Origin of the sequence: Arenibaculum sp. (assembly GCF_035998295.1) — a bacterium.
Lineage (GTDB): Bacteria > Pseudomonadota > Alphaproteobacteria > Azospirillales > Azospirillaceae > DASYHS01.
Window position 1 is genome coordinate 14,204 of the sequence record NZ_DASYHS010000122.1, and the last position, 15,357, is coordinate 29,560.

Genomic DNA, 15,357 nt, shown 5'->3' on the forward strand with positions numbered 1-15,357 from the left:
GGTCACGGGGCGGCGTCGTAAGCGAGATGGACCAGCGGGAGGGGACGCCCCTCGTCGTCCAGGGGCGACCGCCCGATCTCCCGGAAGCCCAGGCGCCCGTAGAACGCCCGGGCCCCGCGGTTCCGTTCGTTGACGTCGACCGCCAGCCCGGCGCCGCCCCCGAGCGCCCCGGTGACGAGGGCGCGGCCGACGCCCCTGCCCTGCCAGGCCGGGTCCACGAACAGCGCATCGATCTTGCGCCCCGTCATCCCCATGAAGCCGACCGGCACGTCGCCGCCATCCACGGCGACCATGAACCGCCCCGCCGGCAGATAGCGGTTGCGCACCAGGTCCGCGTAGAAGCGGATGTCCTCCTCGGTCAGGAAGTCGTGCGTCGCCCGGACGGCGGCGAGCCAGACCTCGAAGAGCGCCGGGACGTCGTCGGGGCGCGACGGACGGATCGGGAGCATCTGTTCACCCATCGCGGATCTCGGGCGCGGGATGGTGATGCAATCCGGCCGGAGCCGCAACGGCGCCCGCATGCATGGCGGTTCCCATCCCCGCCCCGGTGCCGGAGCCGGCCGCATGAGGCATACTTCCGGCCACGAAGCGAGAGGGGGAGACGGATGGCCGACGATGCCGAGCGAACCGGTGAGGGCGCACGATGAGCGCATCCTCCTTCCTCGTCCTCGGCGCGTCGCTTCTGAGCTGGGCGGTGCTTCTCGTCACCAGCCGCGTGCTCCTGGTCGGATCGGGGCTGGACCCCTGGCTGTTCACGCTCATCCAGATGACGGCCGGCGGCGCGTTCCTGATGGTGATCGCCGGACGCGGCACGGGCATCATGGAGGCGCTGCGCAATCCCTATACCTGGCTCTACGGCGTGCTGCGCGTCGCGACCGCCGCGTTCTTCACCGCCGCCCTGGTGCATACCACGACCGCCAACGCCGCCTTCCTCGGCATCGTATCCGTGCCGATCAGCATGGTCGTCCTGTGGCTCGTACTTTCCCGCCGGCCTTCGCGCCTGGAGCTGCCGGGCCACGTGGCGGTCCTTCTGGGGCTCGCCCTTCTGGCGCAGAGTCTGGAGGGCGGCTGGCGCAATCCCGCCCTCGTCCTCATGATGCTGTCGGAGCTCTGCGTCGTCGTCTCCACATTGATCGCCGAGCTGCATCCGCTCAATCAGACCGACGACACGCGGCAGCGGGCACGCCTTACCGGCATCATGCTGCTCGCGAGCGCGCTCTTCATGCTGGCGGCGGCACTTGGCCTCGGCCTCCTCGCGCGATGGCTGCCAGGTCTCCGCATGGCGGTGCCGGGCGACCTGGCGTGGGTGGCCGATCCCGCCCTTGCGCTCGACCCCTATCTCTGGGCATCGGCCGGCCTGGTGGGAGTGCTGTTGCGGGGGCCTTCGGTGTTCCTGTCCCTGAAAGCCATTCATCGCGTCCGGACCGAGAACTACATCGCCGGCGTGGCGGCGCTTCCGTTCATGAGCCTCGCTCTCGAGGCGGCGGCGACGGCGCTCGGCTGGCTCGCACCGGCACCGCCGGCAGGTGCCGCAACCTTGTTCGGCACGGTGGCGACCCTCGGGTCGCTGAGCGTGCTCTGGACGCGATCGAGGAAGGCAAAGGCAGGTATCGCCGCGCCCGCCGGCAAGAGGGTCCGGACCGGGACCGGCTGACGACACTGCCGGCCCGGCCGTGCGCGACCACGCCGGCAGCGCGCCTTTACAAGCGGGCGCGCAGGACCATCGAGCCGTAGGCGGGCAGGCGCAGGGCGGGCGCCCGGGGGTCGAGCACCGCCGTCCCGCCGTTCAGGAGGTCGTCGAAGCGGCCGGTCCCCGTGACGGCCGGGCCGGCCGGGTCCAGGCCGACATCGACCGCCTCGCCGCCGAAATTGAGCAGGACCAGCACGTCCCCGGCCGGCGTCGCGCCGGGCCGGCGATAGGCCAGCACCACGTCGTCGCGGGTGGTCCGCACCGGCTCGATCTCGCGCGAGCGCAGCGCCGGGACGTCGCGGCGCAGGGCCGCCAGCCGGGTCAGGTGGGGCGTCAGGCCGTGGTCGTCGCGCCACGCGATCGGCGGGCCCTCGTCATAGGGCTCGAACGCGGCGCCGACCTCGTCGCCGTTGTAGACCAGCGGCAGGCCCGGCGCCGTGAACAGGAGCACCGCCGCCACCCGGGTGCGCGCGGGCCCGTGCCGCGTCACGAAACGCGCGCCGGTATCGTTGTTGTTCAGGAAGCGCAGGACCAGGGTGTCGTCGGGAAAGCCGGCGCCGCCGTTGACCAGCGCGGCGCGCAGCAGCCCCGGGTCGGCGTCGGCACCGCCCTCGCCGAAGGCGTCGCGCCACGCCCATTCGCCCAGCCGGCCGGTCCAGTCGTAGGCGGCGTCGAAGCCGTTGGCGACGTGGTAGGGGTCGCGGGCCGAGGCCTCGGCCAGCAGGAACAGGTCGGGGTCGATGCGCTTCAGCTCGGCGCGCCAATGCGGCCAGAACTCCGGCGCCCGCTCCTGCACGCCCCAGCTCGCGTCGACCCGGAAGCCGTCGATGCCGAACTCCCGGACCCAGTGCGCGAAGCCCGCGACGACGTAGTTGCCGACCTCGGGGTTGTCGAAGTCGAGGTTCTTGAGGTTCTCCCAGTCGAAGTAGTGGGTGGCGCGGCCTTCGGCGTCGCGCTCGAACCAGCCGTGATAGGGCGACGCGGCGCCGCGTCGCGCCGTGTCCCGATAGTAGGGGTGCCGGTCCGAGACGTGGTTCGGCACGAAGTCCATCAGGACGCGCAGGCCGCGCGCATGCGCCGCGTCGACCAGGGCGCGCAGGTCGTCCGGCGTCCCGAAGGCGGGACGCACGCGGAAGGGATCGACGACGGCGTAGCCGAAATCGTCCGGCGGGGAATCGGTGATCGGCGACAGCCAGATCGCGGTCGCGCCGAGGGCGGCGATCGCGTCCAGGCGCGCGGCGACGGCGCGCAGGCCGTCCGGCCCGAACAGGAACGGCACCACCCCGTAGAGGACGGCGTCGTCGACCCAGGCGGGATGCTCGCGCGCGAGGTCGACGGCGACGGGCGCGCCGCCTTCGACCCGGAAGACGGCCGTGCTTTCGTCCGCGCGCCCCAGCGCGTCGGTCGCGCGCAAGGTCACGTAGTACTCGCCGTCGGCCGGGGGGACGGGGATCTCGACGCGCTCGCCGGCCGCCGGCAACGCCAGCGGGGCCGGGTTGCCGGGACGCGCGCGCCACTCGTAGCGCAGGACCGGGGCCGGCGTGCCGCGCGCGCGCTCGGTGCGGCCGGCGTCCAGCCGGACGGTACCGCCATCCACGCGGGTGCGGATCCAGGCCTTGGGGCCGTCCTCCAGGCGCAGGTGCCAGTCCAGCGGCGCCGAGAGCGCCACCTCCGCCCCGTCCCGGCGGCAGACCGCCCGGACGGGGTTGGCGCCGGGCCGCAAGGGCACCGCGGCCTCGAACGCGGCACCGTCCAGCCAAGCCGGCACCTCGCCGGCGGGCGAGCGCACCGCGACCTCGTCGCAGGCGCCGGGCTCGACCCGGCCGCGGACCGGCTTCGTGAAGCTCCAGGCGTCGCCGCCGGCGCCGTCCAGGACGAGCGCGGGGGCCAGGACGAGCGCCGGGCCGGCCGCGAGCGCCGGCGCGTCCGCGAGCACGAGCGCCAGCAGGCACCAGGAGGCGCGCCCGAGCTTCCGGATCATGGTAGAAAAACGGTCAGCCGGTTTCACGTCGATCTCCGCGTCGGGTATCCCGGGCGCGGGAACGGTGACCGTTCATGGTTAGCAATGTATTAACGCAGTCCGTCAACGAGGAAGAACAACGCCGATGATGACGCTCTTCTACAGCCCCGGGGCCTGCTCGCTGGCATCGCACATCGTCCTCGAGGAGACCGGGGCCGCCTACGAGACGCAGCCCGTCGTCCTCGCGAAGGGCGAGCAGAACGCAGAGAGCTACAGGAAGGTCAATCCCCGCGGCAGGGTGCCGGCGCTGCGGCTCGACGATGGCGCCGTGCTGACCGAGAACCTCGCGATCCTGACCTATCTCGCGAGGCTGAAGCCCGAGGCCGGGCTGATGCCCGCCGACCCGTTGGCCGAGGCGCGGTGCCTGTCGATGATGGCTTGGTTCTCGAACTCCGTGCATCCCAGCTTTACCCATGTCGCGCGGCCGTCGCGCTTCGCCGAGGACGAGAGCACGCACGAGGCGCTCAAGGCCACGGGCAGGAAGACGTTCGAGGCGTACCTGCGGGAGATCGACGGCCTGGTCGAGGGCCGGACCTGGATGCAGGGCGAGCAGTTCACGCTGTGCGACCCGTACGCGCTGGTCTTCTACACTTGGGGCGTACGCATCGGGCTGCCGGTCGAGGAGATGGGGAACTACACGGCCTGGAAGGAGCGGATGCTGTCGCGCCCGGCCGTGCGCAAGATCCTGGAACGCGAGCAGAACCCGCTGCTGCAGGCGGCGTAGGGCCGACCGCCATCGGGCGACGGCGTCACGGCCAGGCCGCGAAGGACTTGTCGACACCGGCGCGGCCTCGCGGCGCCGCCGCCCTGTGGCGGCCGGGCGGCGTGCCGGTCTTGCGCCTGAAGAAGCGGTTGAAATAGGCGGCGTCGCGGAACCCCAGGGCTTCCGCGACCTCCGCGACCTGGAGGCCGGAGCCGTCGAGCAGGATCTCGGCCTCGGCGATCAGGCGGTCGTGGATCACCGCCAGCGGCGAGCGGCCGGTGAAACGGCGCACCGCGCTGTTCAGCCGGTCGGTCGACACACCCAGGAAGCGGGCGTAGCGGGCGACGGGCCAGTGGTCGCGAATGTGCAGGTCGACGAGGTGCAGGAAGTTGCGCACGGTGGCGCGCGGCGACGGCAGCGGCTTGGCGACCGCCGGGCCCGACAGCCGCCAGATCTCGATCAGGACCAGCGCAAGGTGATGGCCAACCGCCTCCTGGGCGCCGGGCCGGTTGGCCGCCAGCTCCTCGCCCACGGTCGCGATCGTGTCGCACAGCCGCCGCGCGGCCGGAGCGTCGAGCTTCGCGCCCAGCACGGGGTGGAACAGCGCCTCCTGCACCTGGGCCGCGACCGGGCCGGCGGGCACGGCGCGGCCGAGCGCCAGTTCCGGGATCGCGAGCGCCGCCCCGCGCGAGCCGGCCTCGACGACGAGGGTCCCCGAACGGCCGGCGGGAAGCCAGACGACGCAGGGCGCCGAGAGGGCCGCCCGCGCCTCCCCGATCGCCAGATGGCCGCGGCCCGACACCAGGACGACCGCCCGGCTCCTGTTGCCGCGCAGTTTCCATTCCGACGGCGCCAGCGCGCTCGGCAGGATCCGGGCTTCGGTGCCGGGGACGGTCTCCAGGGCCGGGATCGGCCGGTGGCTCAAGGCGGTTCCTCCGGGGGGCGTGGCCAGCCCGTCAAAAGTACAATTATATTCGTAATCCGTCCATTTTTACGCCCCCGCCTCCGGCGTATCGTCTGAGGGTCGGAGGGCCGGGACCCTCCCGACGAAAGAGCCGCCCGACACAAGCGGCCGCCCTTGAGGAGGAAAGCCCATGACGTCGCTTCGGCGCAGGTCCGTCCTGCGCATGCTCGGCCTCGCCGCCACCGTTGCGGCGGCCGGCGCCGGCCTCGGCGCTTCGGCGCAGGACCGTAATACGGTCAGGATCGGCTACGCCATCTCCAAGACCGGCCCCAATGCCGGCGGCGCCGGCATCACCACCCTGCCGAACTACCAGCTCTGGGTGAAGGACGTGAACGACGCCGGCGGCCTGAAGCTGCCGGACGGCACGCGGCTGCCGATCGAGGTCGTCGAGTACGACGACCGCTCGCAGACCGAGGAGGTGGTCCGCGCCACCGAGCGGCTGGCGACGCAGGACGAGGTCGACTTCATCCTGCCGCCCTGGGGCACGGGCTTCAACCTGGCGGTCGCCCCGCTCTACGACCGCTTCGGCTATCCGCAGCTCGCCGTCTCGTCGGTGACCGACCGGGCGCCGGAGTTCGTCGAGCGCTGGAAGAACAGCTTCTGGATGCTGGGCGGCGGGCACGACTACGCGAGCGCGCTGGCCGGCCTGCTGAAGGACGCCCGCGACCGCGGCGAGATCAACGACAAGGTGGCCATGATCTCGATCGCCGACGGCTTCGGCATCGACCTCGTCACGGCGGCGCGCCCCGCCCTCGAGGAGGCGGGAATGGACGTCATCTACGACGCGACCTATCCGATCGGCACGTCGGAGTTCGGGCCGATGATCAACGAGGCTGCCGGGTCGGGGGCGGACAGCTTCGTCGCCTTCTCCTACCCGCCCGACACCTTCGCGCTGACGCAGCAGATGCAGGTCGCGGACTTCAACCCCAAGGTCCTCTATCTCGGCGTCGGGGTCGGCTTCCCGCGCTACAAGGAACTGCACGGCGACAACGCCACCGGCGTCATGAGCCTGGGCGGCATCGACCCCGGGAACGCGGCGAACGCCGCCTACCGGGCGCGGCACCGGGAAGTGACCGGTCAGGCCCCGGACTACTGGGGCAGCGTCATCACCTATGCCAGCCTGCAGATGCTGCAGCAGGCGATCGAGCGCGTCGGCCTCGACCGCGAAGCCGTGTCCCGGGAGATCGCCACCGGCACCTTCGACACCGTGCTCGGCGAGACGAAGCTGGAGAACAACCAGCTCCGCCAGCTCTGGTGGACCGGCCAGTGGCAGGGCGACGCGTTCGTGGGCGTCGCCCCGCAGGAGCGCGCCGGCGCCAGCAAGCCCGTGCTGCCGAAGCCGGCCTGGGGCGCGCCCTGAGCTTGTCCCCCCGCGGCCCGGGCCGCGGGGGGCACCCGATGCCAGACCATCCGACACCGAGGGGGGCGGCCCGATGCTCGCCACGACGGCAATAGCCGGGCTCGTGCTCGGCGGCACCTACGCGCTGGTCGCCCTGGGCCTGACCCTGCAATACGGCATCGCGCGGATCATGAACCTCGCCTACGGCGAAATCATCATCGCCGCCGCCTTCCTGGCCTATGTCCTCTACCATGGCCTGGGCGTGAACCCGGTCGCGGGCCTGCTCGTCGTCGTGCCGGCGGGCTTCGCCTTCGGCTACGCCCTCTACGGCCTGATGATGCGGCCGCTGGTCGCCCGGGCGAAGGACCGCGCAGGGCTGGAAACGGACTCGATCCTCGCCACCTTCGGCGTGCTGTTCGTGATCCAGGGCGTCATGCTGGTCGCCTTCGGCAGCAACTACACCAGCTACTCGTTCCTGAACGTCGGGGTCGACGTGCTCGGCGCCACCATGGCGGCCAACCGGCTGCTGGCGCTCTGCCTCGCCGTGGCGCTGGCCGGCGGGCTGTACCTGCTGCTGACGCGGACCCGCTGGGGCACGGCGTTGCGTGCCGTCGCCGTGGCGCCGCAATCGGCCCCGCTGGTCGGCATCGACGTCGACCGCATGGCCCGCTTCGCCTTTGCGCTCGGCGCGGCGCTGGCGGCCGCGGGCGGGGTCGTGATCTCCATGTACCAGACCTTCACCGCGACCTCGGGCGTCGTCTTCACGATGAAGGCGCTGATCGTCGTCATCATGGGCGGCGTCGGAAACCTTCCGGGCGCGCTCTCGGCCGGCCTGATCCTGGGCCTCGCCGAGACCGTCATCGCGACCCATGTCGATCCCGGCCTGACCCTGGCGGCGACATACGCCATCTTCCTCGCCGTCCTGCTGTGGCGGCCGTCGGGCCTGTTCGGGAGGGCCGCGCGATGAGCCTGCGCACCCTGGGCGCCGGCATCGCCCTGGCGGCGGTCTGCGCCGCCCTCGTCCTGGCCCCGCTTCACCTCGACGCCTACGGCCTCGGGCTGATGATCGGCATCGTCGGATACGCGACCCTGGCGACGGCCTGGGCGCTGTTCTCCGGGCCGACCCGCTACGTCTCGCTGGCGACCGTCGCCTTCTTCGGGCTCGGCGCCTACGTGGTCGCGGTGCTGGGCGAAACCCTGCCCCATGCGCTGGTCCTGGTGGCCGCGGCGCTGGTCGGGCTTGCGGTGGCGCTCGTCGTCGGGCTCGCGACGCTGAGGCTGGCCGGCGTCTACTTCGTCATCTTCACCTTCGGCCTCGCCGAGCTCGTGCGCCAGCTCGTCACCTGGTACGAGATCAACGTCACCGGCACGCTCGGCCGCTACATCTTCCTGCCGATCGGGCCGAAGGAGATCTACTGGCAGCTCCTGGCGCTCGCGGCCGGGACGCTGCTGCTGTCGTGGCGGGTCGGGCGCAACCGGATCGGCCTCGCGCTCAAGGTGATCGGCGACGACGAGGTCGTCGCGGCCCATAGCGGCATCGACATCATCCGCACCAAGCTCGCCCTGTTCGCCGCCAGCGCCGTCATCATCACGCTGGCCGGCGCGATCCAGGCGCCGCGCTGGACCTATGTCGAGCCGAGCATCGTCTTCAACCCGACGATCTCGTTCCTGACGCTGATCATGGCGCTGCTCGGCGGCGCGCGCCGGCTGTGGGGCCCGGCCTGCGGCGCGGTGCCGCTGTTCCTGCTGTTCGAGTGGCTGTCGGCGAATTTCCCGAACCACTATCCGATCATCCTCGGCCTGCTGTTCATCGCGATCGTCTTCCTGCTGCCGAACGGCGTGCTGGCCTTCGCCGAGGATCTGTGGCGGCGCGCCGGGACGCCCCGCAGGCGCCGGCCGGCGGCCCGGGGGGAGGAGACGGCGCGATGAGGCTGCTCGACGTCACCGGCCTGACCAAGCGCTTCGGCGGCCTGACCGCGGTCGACGGCGTCTCCTTCGGGGTCGAGCAGGGCGAGGTGGTAGCACTGCTCGGCCCGAACGGCTCGGGCAAGACGACCGTCCTCAACACGATCTCCGGGATGCTGCCGGCGTCCGGCGGGACCATCCGCTTCAAGGGCGAGGCGATCACCGGTCTGGCGCCGAACCGCATCGCGCATCGCGGCATCGCCCGCACTTTCCAGCTTGTCCGCGTCCTGCCCTCGCTGAGCGTGATCGACAACGTCGTCGCGGCGCTGGCCTTCTCGCGGCGGCCTCTCTGGGGCGAGGCCGCGCGCGAGGCGGCGCTCGAGCGCCTCGCCGAGGTCGGGCTCGCCGGGCGGGCCGACGAGAACGCCGAGGCCCTGACCTATATCGACCAGAAGCGGGTGGAACTGGCCCGGGCGCTGGCCGCAGAGCCGGCCCTGCTGCTGCTGGACGAGTGGCTGGCCGGGCTGAACCCGACGGAGCTGCGCGTCGGCATCGACCTGATAGCCTCGCTGCGCCGGCGGGGCATGACGATCCTGCTGGTCGAGCACGTGATGGACGCGGTGCGCGCGCTGTGCACGCGCTGCATCGTGATGAATGCCGGCCGCAAGATCGCCGACGGCCCGACCGGCGGCGTGCTCGCCGACCCGGAGGTCGTCCGCGCCTATCTCGGAGAGGACCATGCTCGAGATTGACCGGCTGTCGCTGCGCTACGGCCAGCACCTCGCGCTCGACGCCGTCTCGGTGTGCGCGGGCAGGGGCGAGACCGTGGTGATCCTGGGCGCCAACGGCGCCGGCAAATCGTCGCTGCTGAAGGCCGTCGCCGGGCTCGTCCGCCCGAGGGGCCGATCGGACATCCGCCTGGACGGGCGGTCGCTGCTCGGCCGGCCCGCGCACGCGGTGCTGGAGGACGGGATCGCGCTGGTGCCGGAGGGACGTGGCATCTTCGGCGACCTCAGCGTCGAGGAGAACCTGCTGCTGGGCGCCTACGCCCGGCGCGCGCGCGCCGGCGAGGCCGCGCACCGGGCGCTCGTCTACGAGCTGTTCCCGAGGCTCGCGGAACGCCGCTCGCAACTCGCCGGCACGATGTCGGGCGGCGAGCAGCAGATGGTCGCGATCGGCCGGGCACTGATGTCCGGCCCGGACCTGCTGATGCTGGACGAGCCGAGCCTCGGCCTGGCGCCGGTGGTCGTGAAGGAGCTGTTCGCGGCCCTGGCCCGAGTGCGGGAGACGGGCGTCGGGCTCCTGATCGTCGAGCAGAACGTCAGGATCAGCTTGTCGATCGCCGACCGCGGCTACCTGATGGAGGCCGGCCGCATCGTCGGCCAGGGCTCCGCCCGCGCCCTTGCGAACGATCCCGCCGTGCAGCGCGCATTCCTGGGGATGGCGCCCGGAACACCCCCCGGAAACGCCCCCGGGCACGGCCCATGAATGAACCAGTGAGGACGAAGATGGACTCTCTCGGACTGCTGATCGGAAACGAGGACCAAGGCGCTTCCGACGGCCGCACCTTCGAGCGCACCAGCCCCGTGACCGGCGAGGTCGCGACCCGGGCGGCGGCGGCCACCGTGGAGGACGCGCGCATGGCCGCCGACGCCGCCGCCATGGCCTTCCCGGCCTGGTCGCGCACGGCCCCGGCCGCGCGGCGCAGATTCCTGCTGAACGCGGCCGACGTGCTGGAGGCCCGGCGCGAGGACTTCGTCCGCGCGATGGCGGACGAGACCGGCGCCACGGCGGGCTGGGCGCGCTTCAACGTCGGCCTGGGCGCCGACATGCTGCGCGAGGCGGCGTCGCTGACGACCCAGATCGCCGGCGAGGTGATCCCGTCCAACCGGCCGGGCACCTTCGCGATGGCGGTGCGCCAGCCGGCCGGCGTCGTGCTGTCGATCGCGCCGTGGAACGCGCCGGTGATCCTGGGCGTGCGCTCGCTGGCCACGCCGCTCGCCTGCGGCAACACGGTGGTGATGAAGACCTCGGAGATGTGCCCGCGCACGCACCGCCTGATCGTCGACGCGCTGCGCGAGGCCGGCCTGCCCGACGGCGTGGTCAATGCGATCTCGAACGCGCCGGAGAACGCGCCGGAGATCGTCGAGGCGCTGATCGCGCACCCGGCGGTGCGCCGCGTCAACTTCACCGGCTCGACCCGGGTCGGCCGGGTGATCGCCGAGACGGCCGGCCGCTACCTGAAGCCGGCGCTGCTGGAGCTGGGCGGCAAGGCGCCGATGGTGGTCCTGGACGACGCCGACATCGAGCAGGCCGTCGCGGCCGCCGCGTTCGGCGCCTACATGAACCAGGGGCAGATCTGCATGTCGACCGAGCGCATCGTCGTCGACGAGACGATCGCCGACGCGTTCGTCACGCGCCTGGCCGCCAAGGCGCGGACGCTGCGGGCGGGCGACCCGCGCACCGGCGACGCGCCGCTCGGCTCGGTCGTCGACCCGGGAGCCGCGCAGCGCATCGGCCACCTGGTCGAGGACGCGGTCGCCAAGGGCGCGGTGCTCGCCGCCGGCGGCGGGATCGAGGGCACGGTGATCGAGGCGACGCTGCTCGACAGGGTGACCGCGTCGATGCGCATCTACGCCGAGGAGAGCTTCGGCCCGGTCGTCAGCGTCGTGCGCGCCGGCGGCGTCGACGAGGCGGTGCGCATCGCCAACGACACCGAGTACGGCCTGTCGGCGGCGGTGTTCGGCCGCGACGTCAACCGGGCGATGGCGGTCGCGCGGCGCATCGAGAGCGGCATCTGCCACATCAACGGCCCGACCGTGCACGACGAGGCGCAGATGCCGTTCGGCGGCGTCAAGGATTCCGGCTACGGCCGCTTCGGCGGCAAGGCCGGGATCGCCGAGTTCACGGAGCTGCGCTGGATCACGATCCAGGACGGCGCGCTCCATTACCCGATCTGAACCCGAGGCGGACAGGGAAGAACGGTCATGGCACGGCTGAAGGACGGGACCTGCATCGTCACCGGCGGCGCCGGCAGCCTCGGGAGGGCGGCCGCGCGGCGGTTCGCGGAGGAAGGGGCGAAGGTGGTGCTGGTCGACCTCGACCGGGACGCGCTGGAGGAGGTGGGGAAGGACCTGCCGGCAGACCGGGTGGCGGTGGTCGCGGCCGACGTGTCGAAGGCGGAGGACGCGCGGCGCTACGTCGCCGCCGCGGTCGAGCGCTTCGGCCCGGTCGACGTGCTGTTCAGCAACGCCGGCAATTTCGGCGTCGTCCGGCCGGTGCAGGACTTTCCCGAGGACGTGTTCGACGCGGTGCTGGCGGTCCATGTCCGCGGCGCGTTCCTGGCCGCGAAATACGCCGTGCCGCACATGCGCGACGGCGGCAGCATCGTCATCACGTCGAGCGTCGCCGGACTGCGCGGCGATGCCGGCGTCCATGCCTACATCGCCGCGAAGCACGCCCAGGTCGGGCTGATGCGCTGCCTGGCCAAGGAGCTGGCGCCGCGCCGCATCCGGGTCAACACCGTCCATCCCGGCCCGATCGGCAACCACTTCCAGCGGGCGGTGGAGGACGGGCTGAGCCTGGCGCTCGGCGTCGACGGGACCGCGTTCTTCGACGCGATGATCCCGCTCGCCCGCCACGGCACGCCCGAGGAGGTCGCCGAGGCCGTGCTGTTCCTGGCCTCCGACCGGAGCAGCTTCACGACCGGCACGATGCTGATGGTCGACGGCGGCATGAGCGTGTGAGCCGCCGGCCCGCGGGGCTTGACCAGGGCACCCCGTCCCGGGTCCCATGCCCGGGAGGGGGACCGCGATGACGCAGCATCTGGGCTCGGTCGCGCTGCTGGTGCGCGACTATGACGAGGCGATCGCCTTCTTCACCGGCAGGCTCGGCTTCGACCTGGTCGAGGACGCGCCGGCCGGCGGGGAGAAGCGCTGGGTGCGGGTGGCGCCGCCGGGATCGCGGGAGACGGGCCTGCTGCTGGCCAGGGCGGCGACGCCGGAGCAGCAGGCGCAGGTCGGCCGCCAGTCCGGCGGCCGGGTGTTCCTGTTCCTGCACACCGACGATTTCCGGCGCGACCACGCGCGCCTGCTGGCGGCGGGCGTCGAGTTCGAGGAGGCCCCGCGCGAGGAGGCCTACGGCACCGTCGCGGTGTTCCGCGACCTCTACGGCAACCGCTGGGACTTGCTCCAGATGGCGGACACATGCCCGGACGCCGCATGAAGGTCGCGGTCGTGACGTGCCGGGCGTATCCCGGCATCAGCAGTTCCGACGCGCTGTACCGGGATGCGCTGGAGGAGCTGGGTGCGCAGGTCCGCGTCGTGCCCTGGAACGACGGCGCGGCGGCGGATGCGGCGGCGCTCGCGGGCATGGACGCGGTCGTCCTGCGCTCGCCCTGGGACTATCCGCACGACCTGGCCGCCTTCCTCGCCTGGATCGCGCGGCTGGAGGAGGCGGGCGTCCGGCTCTTGAACCGGGGTCCGCTGGTGCGCTGGAACGTGGACAAGCGCTATCTCCTCGACCTGCGCGACGCCGGTGTCGGGGTCCCGGACATGGCCTTGCTCGGCCCCGACGCCGATGCCGGCGCGCTACGCGACGCGCTGTCCGCCCTGGGCGTGGAGGACGGGGCGGAGGCGGTGCTGAAGCCGGCCTGGGGCGGCAGCGGCTTCGCGGTCGCCCTGGTGTCGCGGGCCGGTGCCGCGGACGCGCTCGGGCGGGCGAAGGCGGAGGCGCCCGGACGGCCGCTGCTGGTGCAGCGCTTCCTGCCCGAGGTCGCGGCCGAGGGCGAGGCGAGCTTCGTCTTCATCGGCGGCCGGTTCGCGCATGCCGTGCGCAAGCGCCCCGCGGACGGCGAGTTCAGGGTCAATTCGCGCTACGGCCCGCGCCCGCCGGAACGCTTCGAGCCGTCGCCCGCCCTGCTGGAGGATGCGCAGAGGGTCCTGTCCGCGCTGCCGGGCGGCAGCCCGCCCCTGTATGCGCGGATCGACGGGGTGCCCGGGCGCGACGGCCGGCTCGCCTGCCTGGAGGCGGAGGTCGTCGACCCCGCCCTGTTCCTGGACCTTGCGCCCGAAACGGCGGCGGCGTTCGCCCGCGCCACGCTGGAGCACGCCGCGGGCGCGCGGCTCAGTGCCGCGCCGGCCCCCGCGCGGGCTGGCCGATGACCCCGTCGATGCGCCTGACGAGCCCCATCGGGTTGGCGTCGCGCAGCGCCTCCGGCAGGAGCGCGTCGGGGAGGTCCTGGTAGCAGACCGGCCTCAGGAAGCGGCGGATGGCCAGCGAGCCGACCGAGGTGGCGCGGCCGTCGGAGGTCGCGGGGTAAGGGCCTCCGTGGACCATGGCGTGGCCCACCTCGACGCCGGTCGGCCAGCCATTGGCGAGGATGCGGCCGGCGCGCCGCTCCAGGATCGGCAGCAGGGCACGCGCGTCCCCGTGGTCCGCCTCGTCCAGGTGGATGGTCGCGCTCAGTTGCCCTTCGAGCGCCTCGGCCGCCCGGCACATGTCGCCGATCCCGGCGCAGCGGACGATCAGCGAGGAGGCGCCGAAGACCTCGCGATGGAGCGCGGGGTCGGCGAGGAAGCTCTCGACGTCCGTCGCGAACAGCGCGGCCTGGCAGGCGTTGGCGCCGTCGCCGGCGGGCCCGCGGGCGATCCGCTCGACCTTCGGGTTGCCGGCGAGCGCCTCGACGCCGGCGCGGTAGGCCTCGCTGATGCCCGGCGTCAGCATGGTCGCGGCCGCGGCCTCGCCCAGCGCGGCGGCGGCGGCCGTGGTGAAGCGGTCGAGTGCCGCGCCGCGCGGGGCGAACACCAGCCCGGGATTGGTGCAGAACTGGCCGGCCCCCATCACGAGCGAGCCGACGAACGACCGGCCGAGGGCCTCGGCCCGGCCGGCCAGGGCCGAGCGCAGCAGGAAGACGGGGTTGACGCTGCTCATCTCGGCATGGACCGGGATCGGCTCCGGCCGGCCGGCCGCGAGCGCCGCCAGGGCGAGCCCTCCCGCCCGCGACCCGGTGAAGCCGACCGCCTTGATGCGCGGGTCCGTCACCAGCGCGCCGCCGAGTTCGTTCGACGGTCCGGTCAGGAGCGAGAACACGCCCTCGGGCAGGCCGGAGTCGCGGACGGCGGCGCGCACTGCCCGGCCGACGAGCTCGCTGGTGCCGGGATGGGCGGGATGGCCCTTCACGACGACGGGGCATCCGGCGGCCAGCGCCGACGCGGTGTCGCCGCCGGCGACCGAGAAGGCGAGCGGGAAGTTGCTGGCGCCGAACACGGCGACCGGGCCGACCGCGACGTGGCGCTGGCGCAGGTCGGGCCGCGGCATCGGCGTGCGGTCCGGCATCGCCGGGTCGATCCGGGCCTCGATGAACTCGCCCCGCCGCACGACCTCGGCGAACAGGCGGAGCTGGCCGACGGTGCGGCCGCGTTCGGTCTCGATCCGCGCCGGCGGCAACCCGGTTTCAGCCGCCGCGCGCGCCGTCAGCGACGGGCCCAGGGCCACGATCGCGTCCGCGATCCTCTCCAGGAACGCGGCGCGCGCCTCCAGGCCGGTGTCGCGGTAGCGGTCGAACGCCGCGTCCGCGAGGGCGCAGGCATGCGCGACGTCCGCCGGGCCTGCCGCCGAGAACGGCGGCTCCAGGCGGGCTCCCGTCGCGGGATCGACGGCACGGAAGGTCTCCCCCGTGCTCCGGTCCTCGTTTCCCATGAGGATCTCGCCCGTGATGTCCATGCCTCTTCCTTCC

15 protein-coding genes are annotated in these 15,357 nt (G+C 73.0%); 11 read left to right on the forward strand and 4 right to left on the reverse strand.

The window, feature by feature from the left end; translation table 11 throughout:
• Positions 1 to 2: 2 nt before the first annotated feature.
• A complete protein-coding gene (locus tag VGO20_RS12500; RefSeq protein ID WP_327502679.1) occupies positions 3 to 461 on the reverse strand; it encodes an acetyltransferase in 459 nt (152 codons plus the stop codon).
• Positions 462 to 643: 182 nt separating this feature from the next.
• Between VGO20_RS12500 and VGO20_RS12505 the strand changes: the two genes are divergently transcribed.
• On the forward strand, positions 644 to 1,654 hold the full coding sequence (locus tag VGO20_RS12505) for a hypothetical protein (protein ID WP_327502680.1): 1,011 nt from the start codon (positions 644 to 646) through the stop codon (positions 1,652 to 1,654).
• 46 nt (positions 1,655 to 1,700) lie between these two features.
• On the opposite strand, the gene VGO20_RS12510 is transcribed toward VGO20_RS12505, so the two are convergent.
• Positions 1,701 to 3,671 carry an alpha-amylase family glycosyl hydrolase gene (locus tag VGO20_RS12510; RefSeq protein WP_327502681.1) on the reverse strand — a complete coding sequence of 657 codons (1,971 nt, stop codon included), beginning with the start codon at positions 3,669 to 3,671 and terminating at the stop codon, positions 1,701 to 1,703.
• A 124-nt stretch (positions 3,672 to 3,795) separates the two neighbouring features.
• On the opposite strand from VGO20_RS12510, the gene VGO20_RS12515 reads away from it, so the two are divergent.
• The gene (locus VGO20_RS12515) at positions 3,796 to 4,434 is read left to right on the forward strand and encodes a glutathione S-transferase family protein (protein WP_327502682.1); all 639 of its coding nucleotides are present in this window, start codon (positions 3,796 to 3,798) and stop codon (positions 4,432 to 4,434) included.
• A gap of 25 nt (positions 4,435 to 4,459) precedes the next feature.
• On the opposite strand, the gene VGO20_RS12520 is transcribed toward VGO20_RS12515, so the two are convergent.
• Positions 4,460 to 5,338: a helix-turn-helix domain-containing protein gene (locus VGO20_RS12520; protein ID WP_327502683.1), complete on the reverse strand. Its 879-nt coding sequence runs from the start codon at positions 5,336 to 5,338 to the stop codon at positions 4,460 to 4,462.
• 169 nt (positions 5,339 to 5,507) lie between these two features.
• On the opposite strand from VGO20_RS12520, the gene VGO20_RS12525 reads away from it, so the two are divergent.
• From VGO20_RS12525 to VGO20_RS12565, 9 genes are all read left to right on the forward strand, one after another.
• A complete protein-coding gene (locus tag VGO20_RS12525; RefSeq protein ID WP_327502684.1) occupies positions 5,508 to 6,737 on the forward strand; it encodes an amino acid ABC transporter substrate-binding protein in 1,230 nt (409 codons plus the stop codon).
• Between the two features lie 73 nt (positions 6,738 to 6,810).
• Positions 6,811 to 7,683 (forward strand): branched-chain amino acid ABC transporter permease, encoded by an 873-nt coding sequence (locus VGO20_RS12530; RefSeq protein WP_327502685.1) that lies wholly within the window; start codon positions 6,811 to 6,813, stop codon positions 7,681 to 7,683.
• A complete protein-coding gene (locus VGO20_RS12535; RefSeq protein ID WP_327502686.1) occupies positions 7,680 to 8,645 on the forward strand; it encodes a branched-chain amino acid ABC transporter permease in 966 nt (321 codons plus the stop codon). The genes VGO20_RS12530 and VGO20_RS12535 overlap by 4 nt, the downstream gene beginning before the upstream one ends.
• Positions 8,642 to 9,373 carry an ABC transporter ATP-binding protein gene (locus VGO20_RS12540; RefSeq protein ID WP_327502688.1) on the forward strand — a complete coding sequence of 244 codons (732 nt, stop codon included), beginning with the start codon at positions 8,642 to 8,644 and terminating at the stop codon, positions 9,371 to 9,373. The genes VGO20_RS12535 and VGO20_RS12540 overlap by 4 nt, the downstream gene beginning before the upstream one ends.
• Entirely contained in the window at positions 9,360 to 10,109 is a 750-nt protein-coding gene (locus tag VGO20_RS12545) for an ABC transporter ATP-binding protein (protein ID WP_327502689.1), read from the forward strand. Before VGO20_RS12540 ends, VGO20_RS12545 begins: the two co-directional genes overlap by 14 nt.
• A 20-nt stretch (positions 10,110 to 10,129) precedes the next feature.
• Positions 10,130 to 11,581: an aldehyde dehydrogenase gene (locus VGO20_RS12550; protein ID WP_327502690.1), complete on the forward strand. Its 1,452-nt coding sequence runs from the start codon at positions 10,130 to 10,132 to the stop codon at positions 11,579 to 11,581.
• 27 nt (positions 11,582 to 11,608) lie between these two features.
• Positions 11,609 to 12,367: an SDR family NAD(P)-dependent oxidoreductase gene (locus VGO20_RS12555; RefSeq protein WP_327502691.1), complete on the forward strand. Its 759-nt coding sequence runs from the start codon at positions 11,609 to 11,611 to the stop codon at positions 12,365 to 12,367.
• Positions 12,368 to 12,434: 67 nt separating this feature from the next.
• The gene (locus VGO20_RS12560) at positions 12,435 to 12,845 is read left to right on the forward strand and encodes a VOC family protein (RefSeq protein ID WP_327502692.1); all 411 of its coding nucleotides are present in this window, start codon (positions 12,435 to 12,437) and stop codon (positions 12,843 to 12,845) included.
• Positions 12,827 to 13,783 (forward strand): ATP-grasp domain-containing protein, encoded by a 957-nt coding sequence (locus VGO20_RS12565; RefSeq protein ID WP_327502693.1) that lies wholly within the window; start codon positions 12,827 to 12,829, stop codon positions 13,781 to 13,783. The genes VGO20_RS12560 and VGO20_RS12565 overlap by 19 nt, the downstream gene beginning before the upstream one ends.
• Here the strand turns inward: VGO20_RS12565 and VGO20_RS12570 are convergent.
• On the reverse strand, positions 13,746 to 15,357 hold a 1,612-nt coding region (locus VGO20_RS12570), incomplete at its 5' end, for an aldehyde dehydrogenase (NADP(+)) (RefSeq protein ID WP_414639803.1). The genes VGO20_RS12565 and VGO20_RS12570 overlap by 38 nt on opposite strands.

What these genes read in the sequence shown, in the direction of transcription:
- VGO20_RS12500 (WP_327502679.1), bottom strand. Translation starts at nt 461, where the DNA reads ATGGGTGAACAGATGCTCCCGATCCGTCCGTCGCGCCCCGACGACGTC.
- VGO20_RS12505 (WP_327502680.1), top strand. Translation starts at nt 644, where the DNA reads ATGAGCGCATCCTCCTTCCTCGTCCTCGGCGCGTCGCTTCTGAGCTGG.
- VGO20_RS12510 (WP_327502681.1), bottom strand. Translation starts at nt 3,671, where the DNA reads ATGATCCGGAAGCTCGGGCGCGCCTCCTGGTGCCTGCTGGCGCTCGTG.
- VGO20_RS12515 (WP_327502682.1), top strand. Translation starts at nt 3,796, where the DNA reads ATGATGACGCTCTTCTACAGCCCCGGGGCCTGCTCGCTGGCATCGCAC.
- VGO20_RS12525 (WP_327502684.1), top strand. Translation starts at nt 5,508, where the DNA reads ATGACGTCGCTTCGGCGCAGGTCCGTCCTGCGCATGCTCGGCCTCGCC.
- VGO20_RS12530 (WP_327502685.1), top strand. Translation starts at nt 6,811, where the DNA reads ATGCTCGCCACGACGGCAATAGCCGGGCTCGTGCTCGGCGGCACCTAC.
- VGO20_RS12535 (WP_327502686.1), top strand. Translation starts at nt 7,680, where the DNA reads ATGAGCCTGCGCACCCTGGGCGCCGGCATCGCCCTGGCGGCGGTCTGC.
- VGO20_RS12540 (WP_327502688.1), top strand. Translation starts at nt 8,642, where the DNA reads ATGAGGCTGCTCGACGTCACCGGCCTGACCAAGCGCTTCGGCGGCCTG.
- VGO20_RS12545 (WP_327502689.1), top strand. Translation starts at nt 9,360, where the DNA reads ATGCTCGAGATTGACCGGCTGTCGCTGCGCTACGGCCAGCACCTCGCG.
- VGO20_RS12550 (WP_327502690.1), top strand. Translation starts at nt 10,130, where the DNA reads ATGGACTCTCTCGGACTGCTGATCGGAAACGAGGACCAAGGCGCTTCC.
- VGO20_RS12555 (WP_327502691.1), top strand. Translation starts at nt 11,609, where the DNA reads ATGGCACGGCTGAAGGACGGGACCTGCATCGTCACCGGCGGCGCCGGC.
- VGO20_RS12560 (WP_327502692.1), top strand. Translation starts at nt 12,435, where the DNA reads ATGACGCAGCATCTGGGCTCGGTCGCGCTGCTGGTGCGCGACTATGAC.
- VGO20_RS12565 (WP_327502693.1), top strand. Translation starts at nt 12,827, where the DNA reads ATGCCCGGACGCCGCATGAAGGTCGCGGTCGTGACGTGCCGGGCGTAT.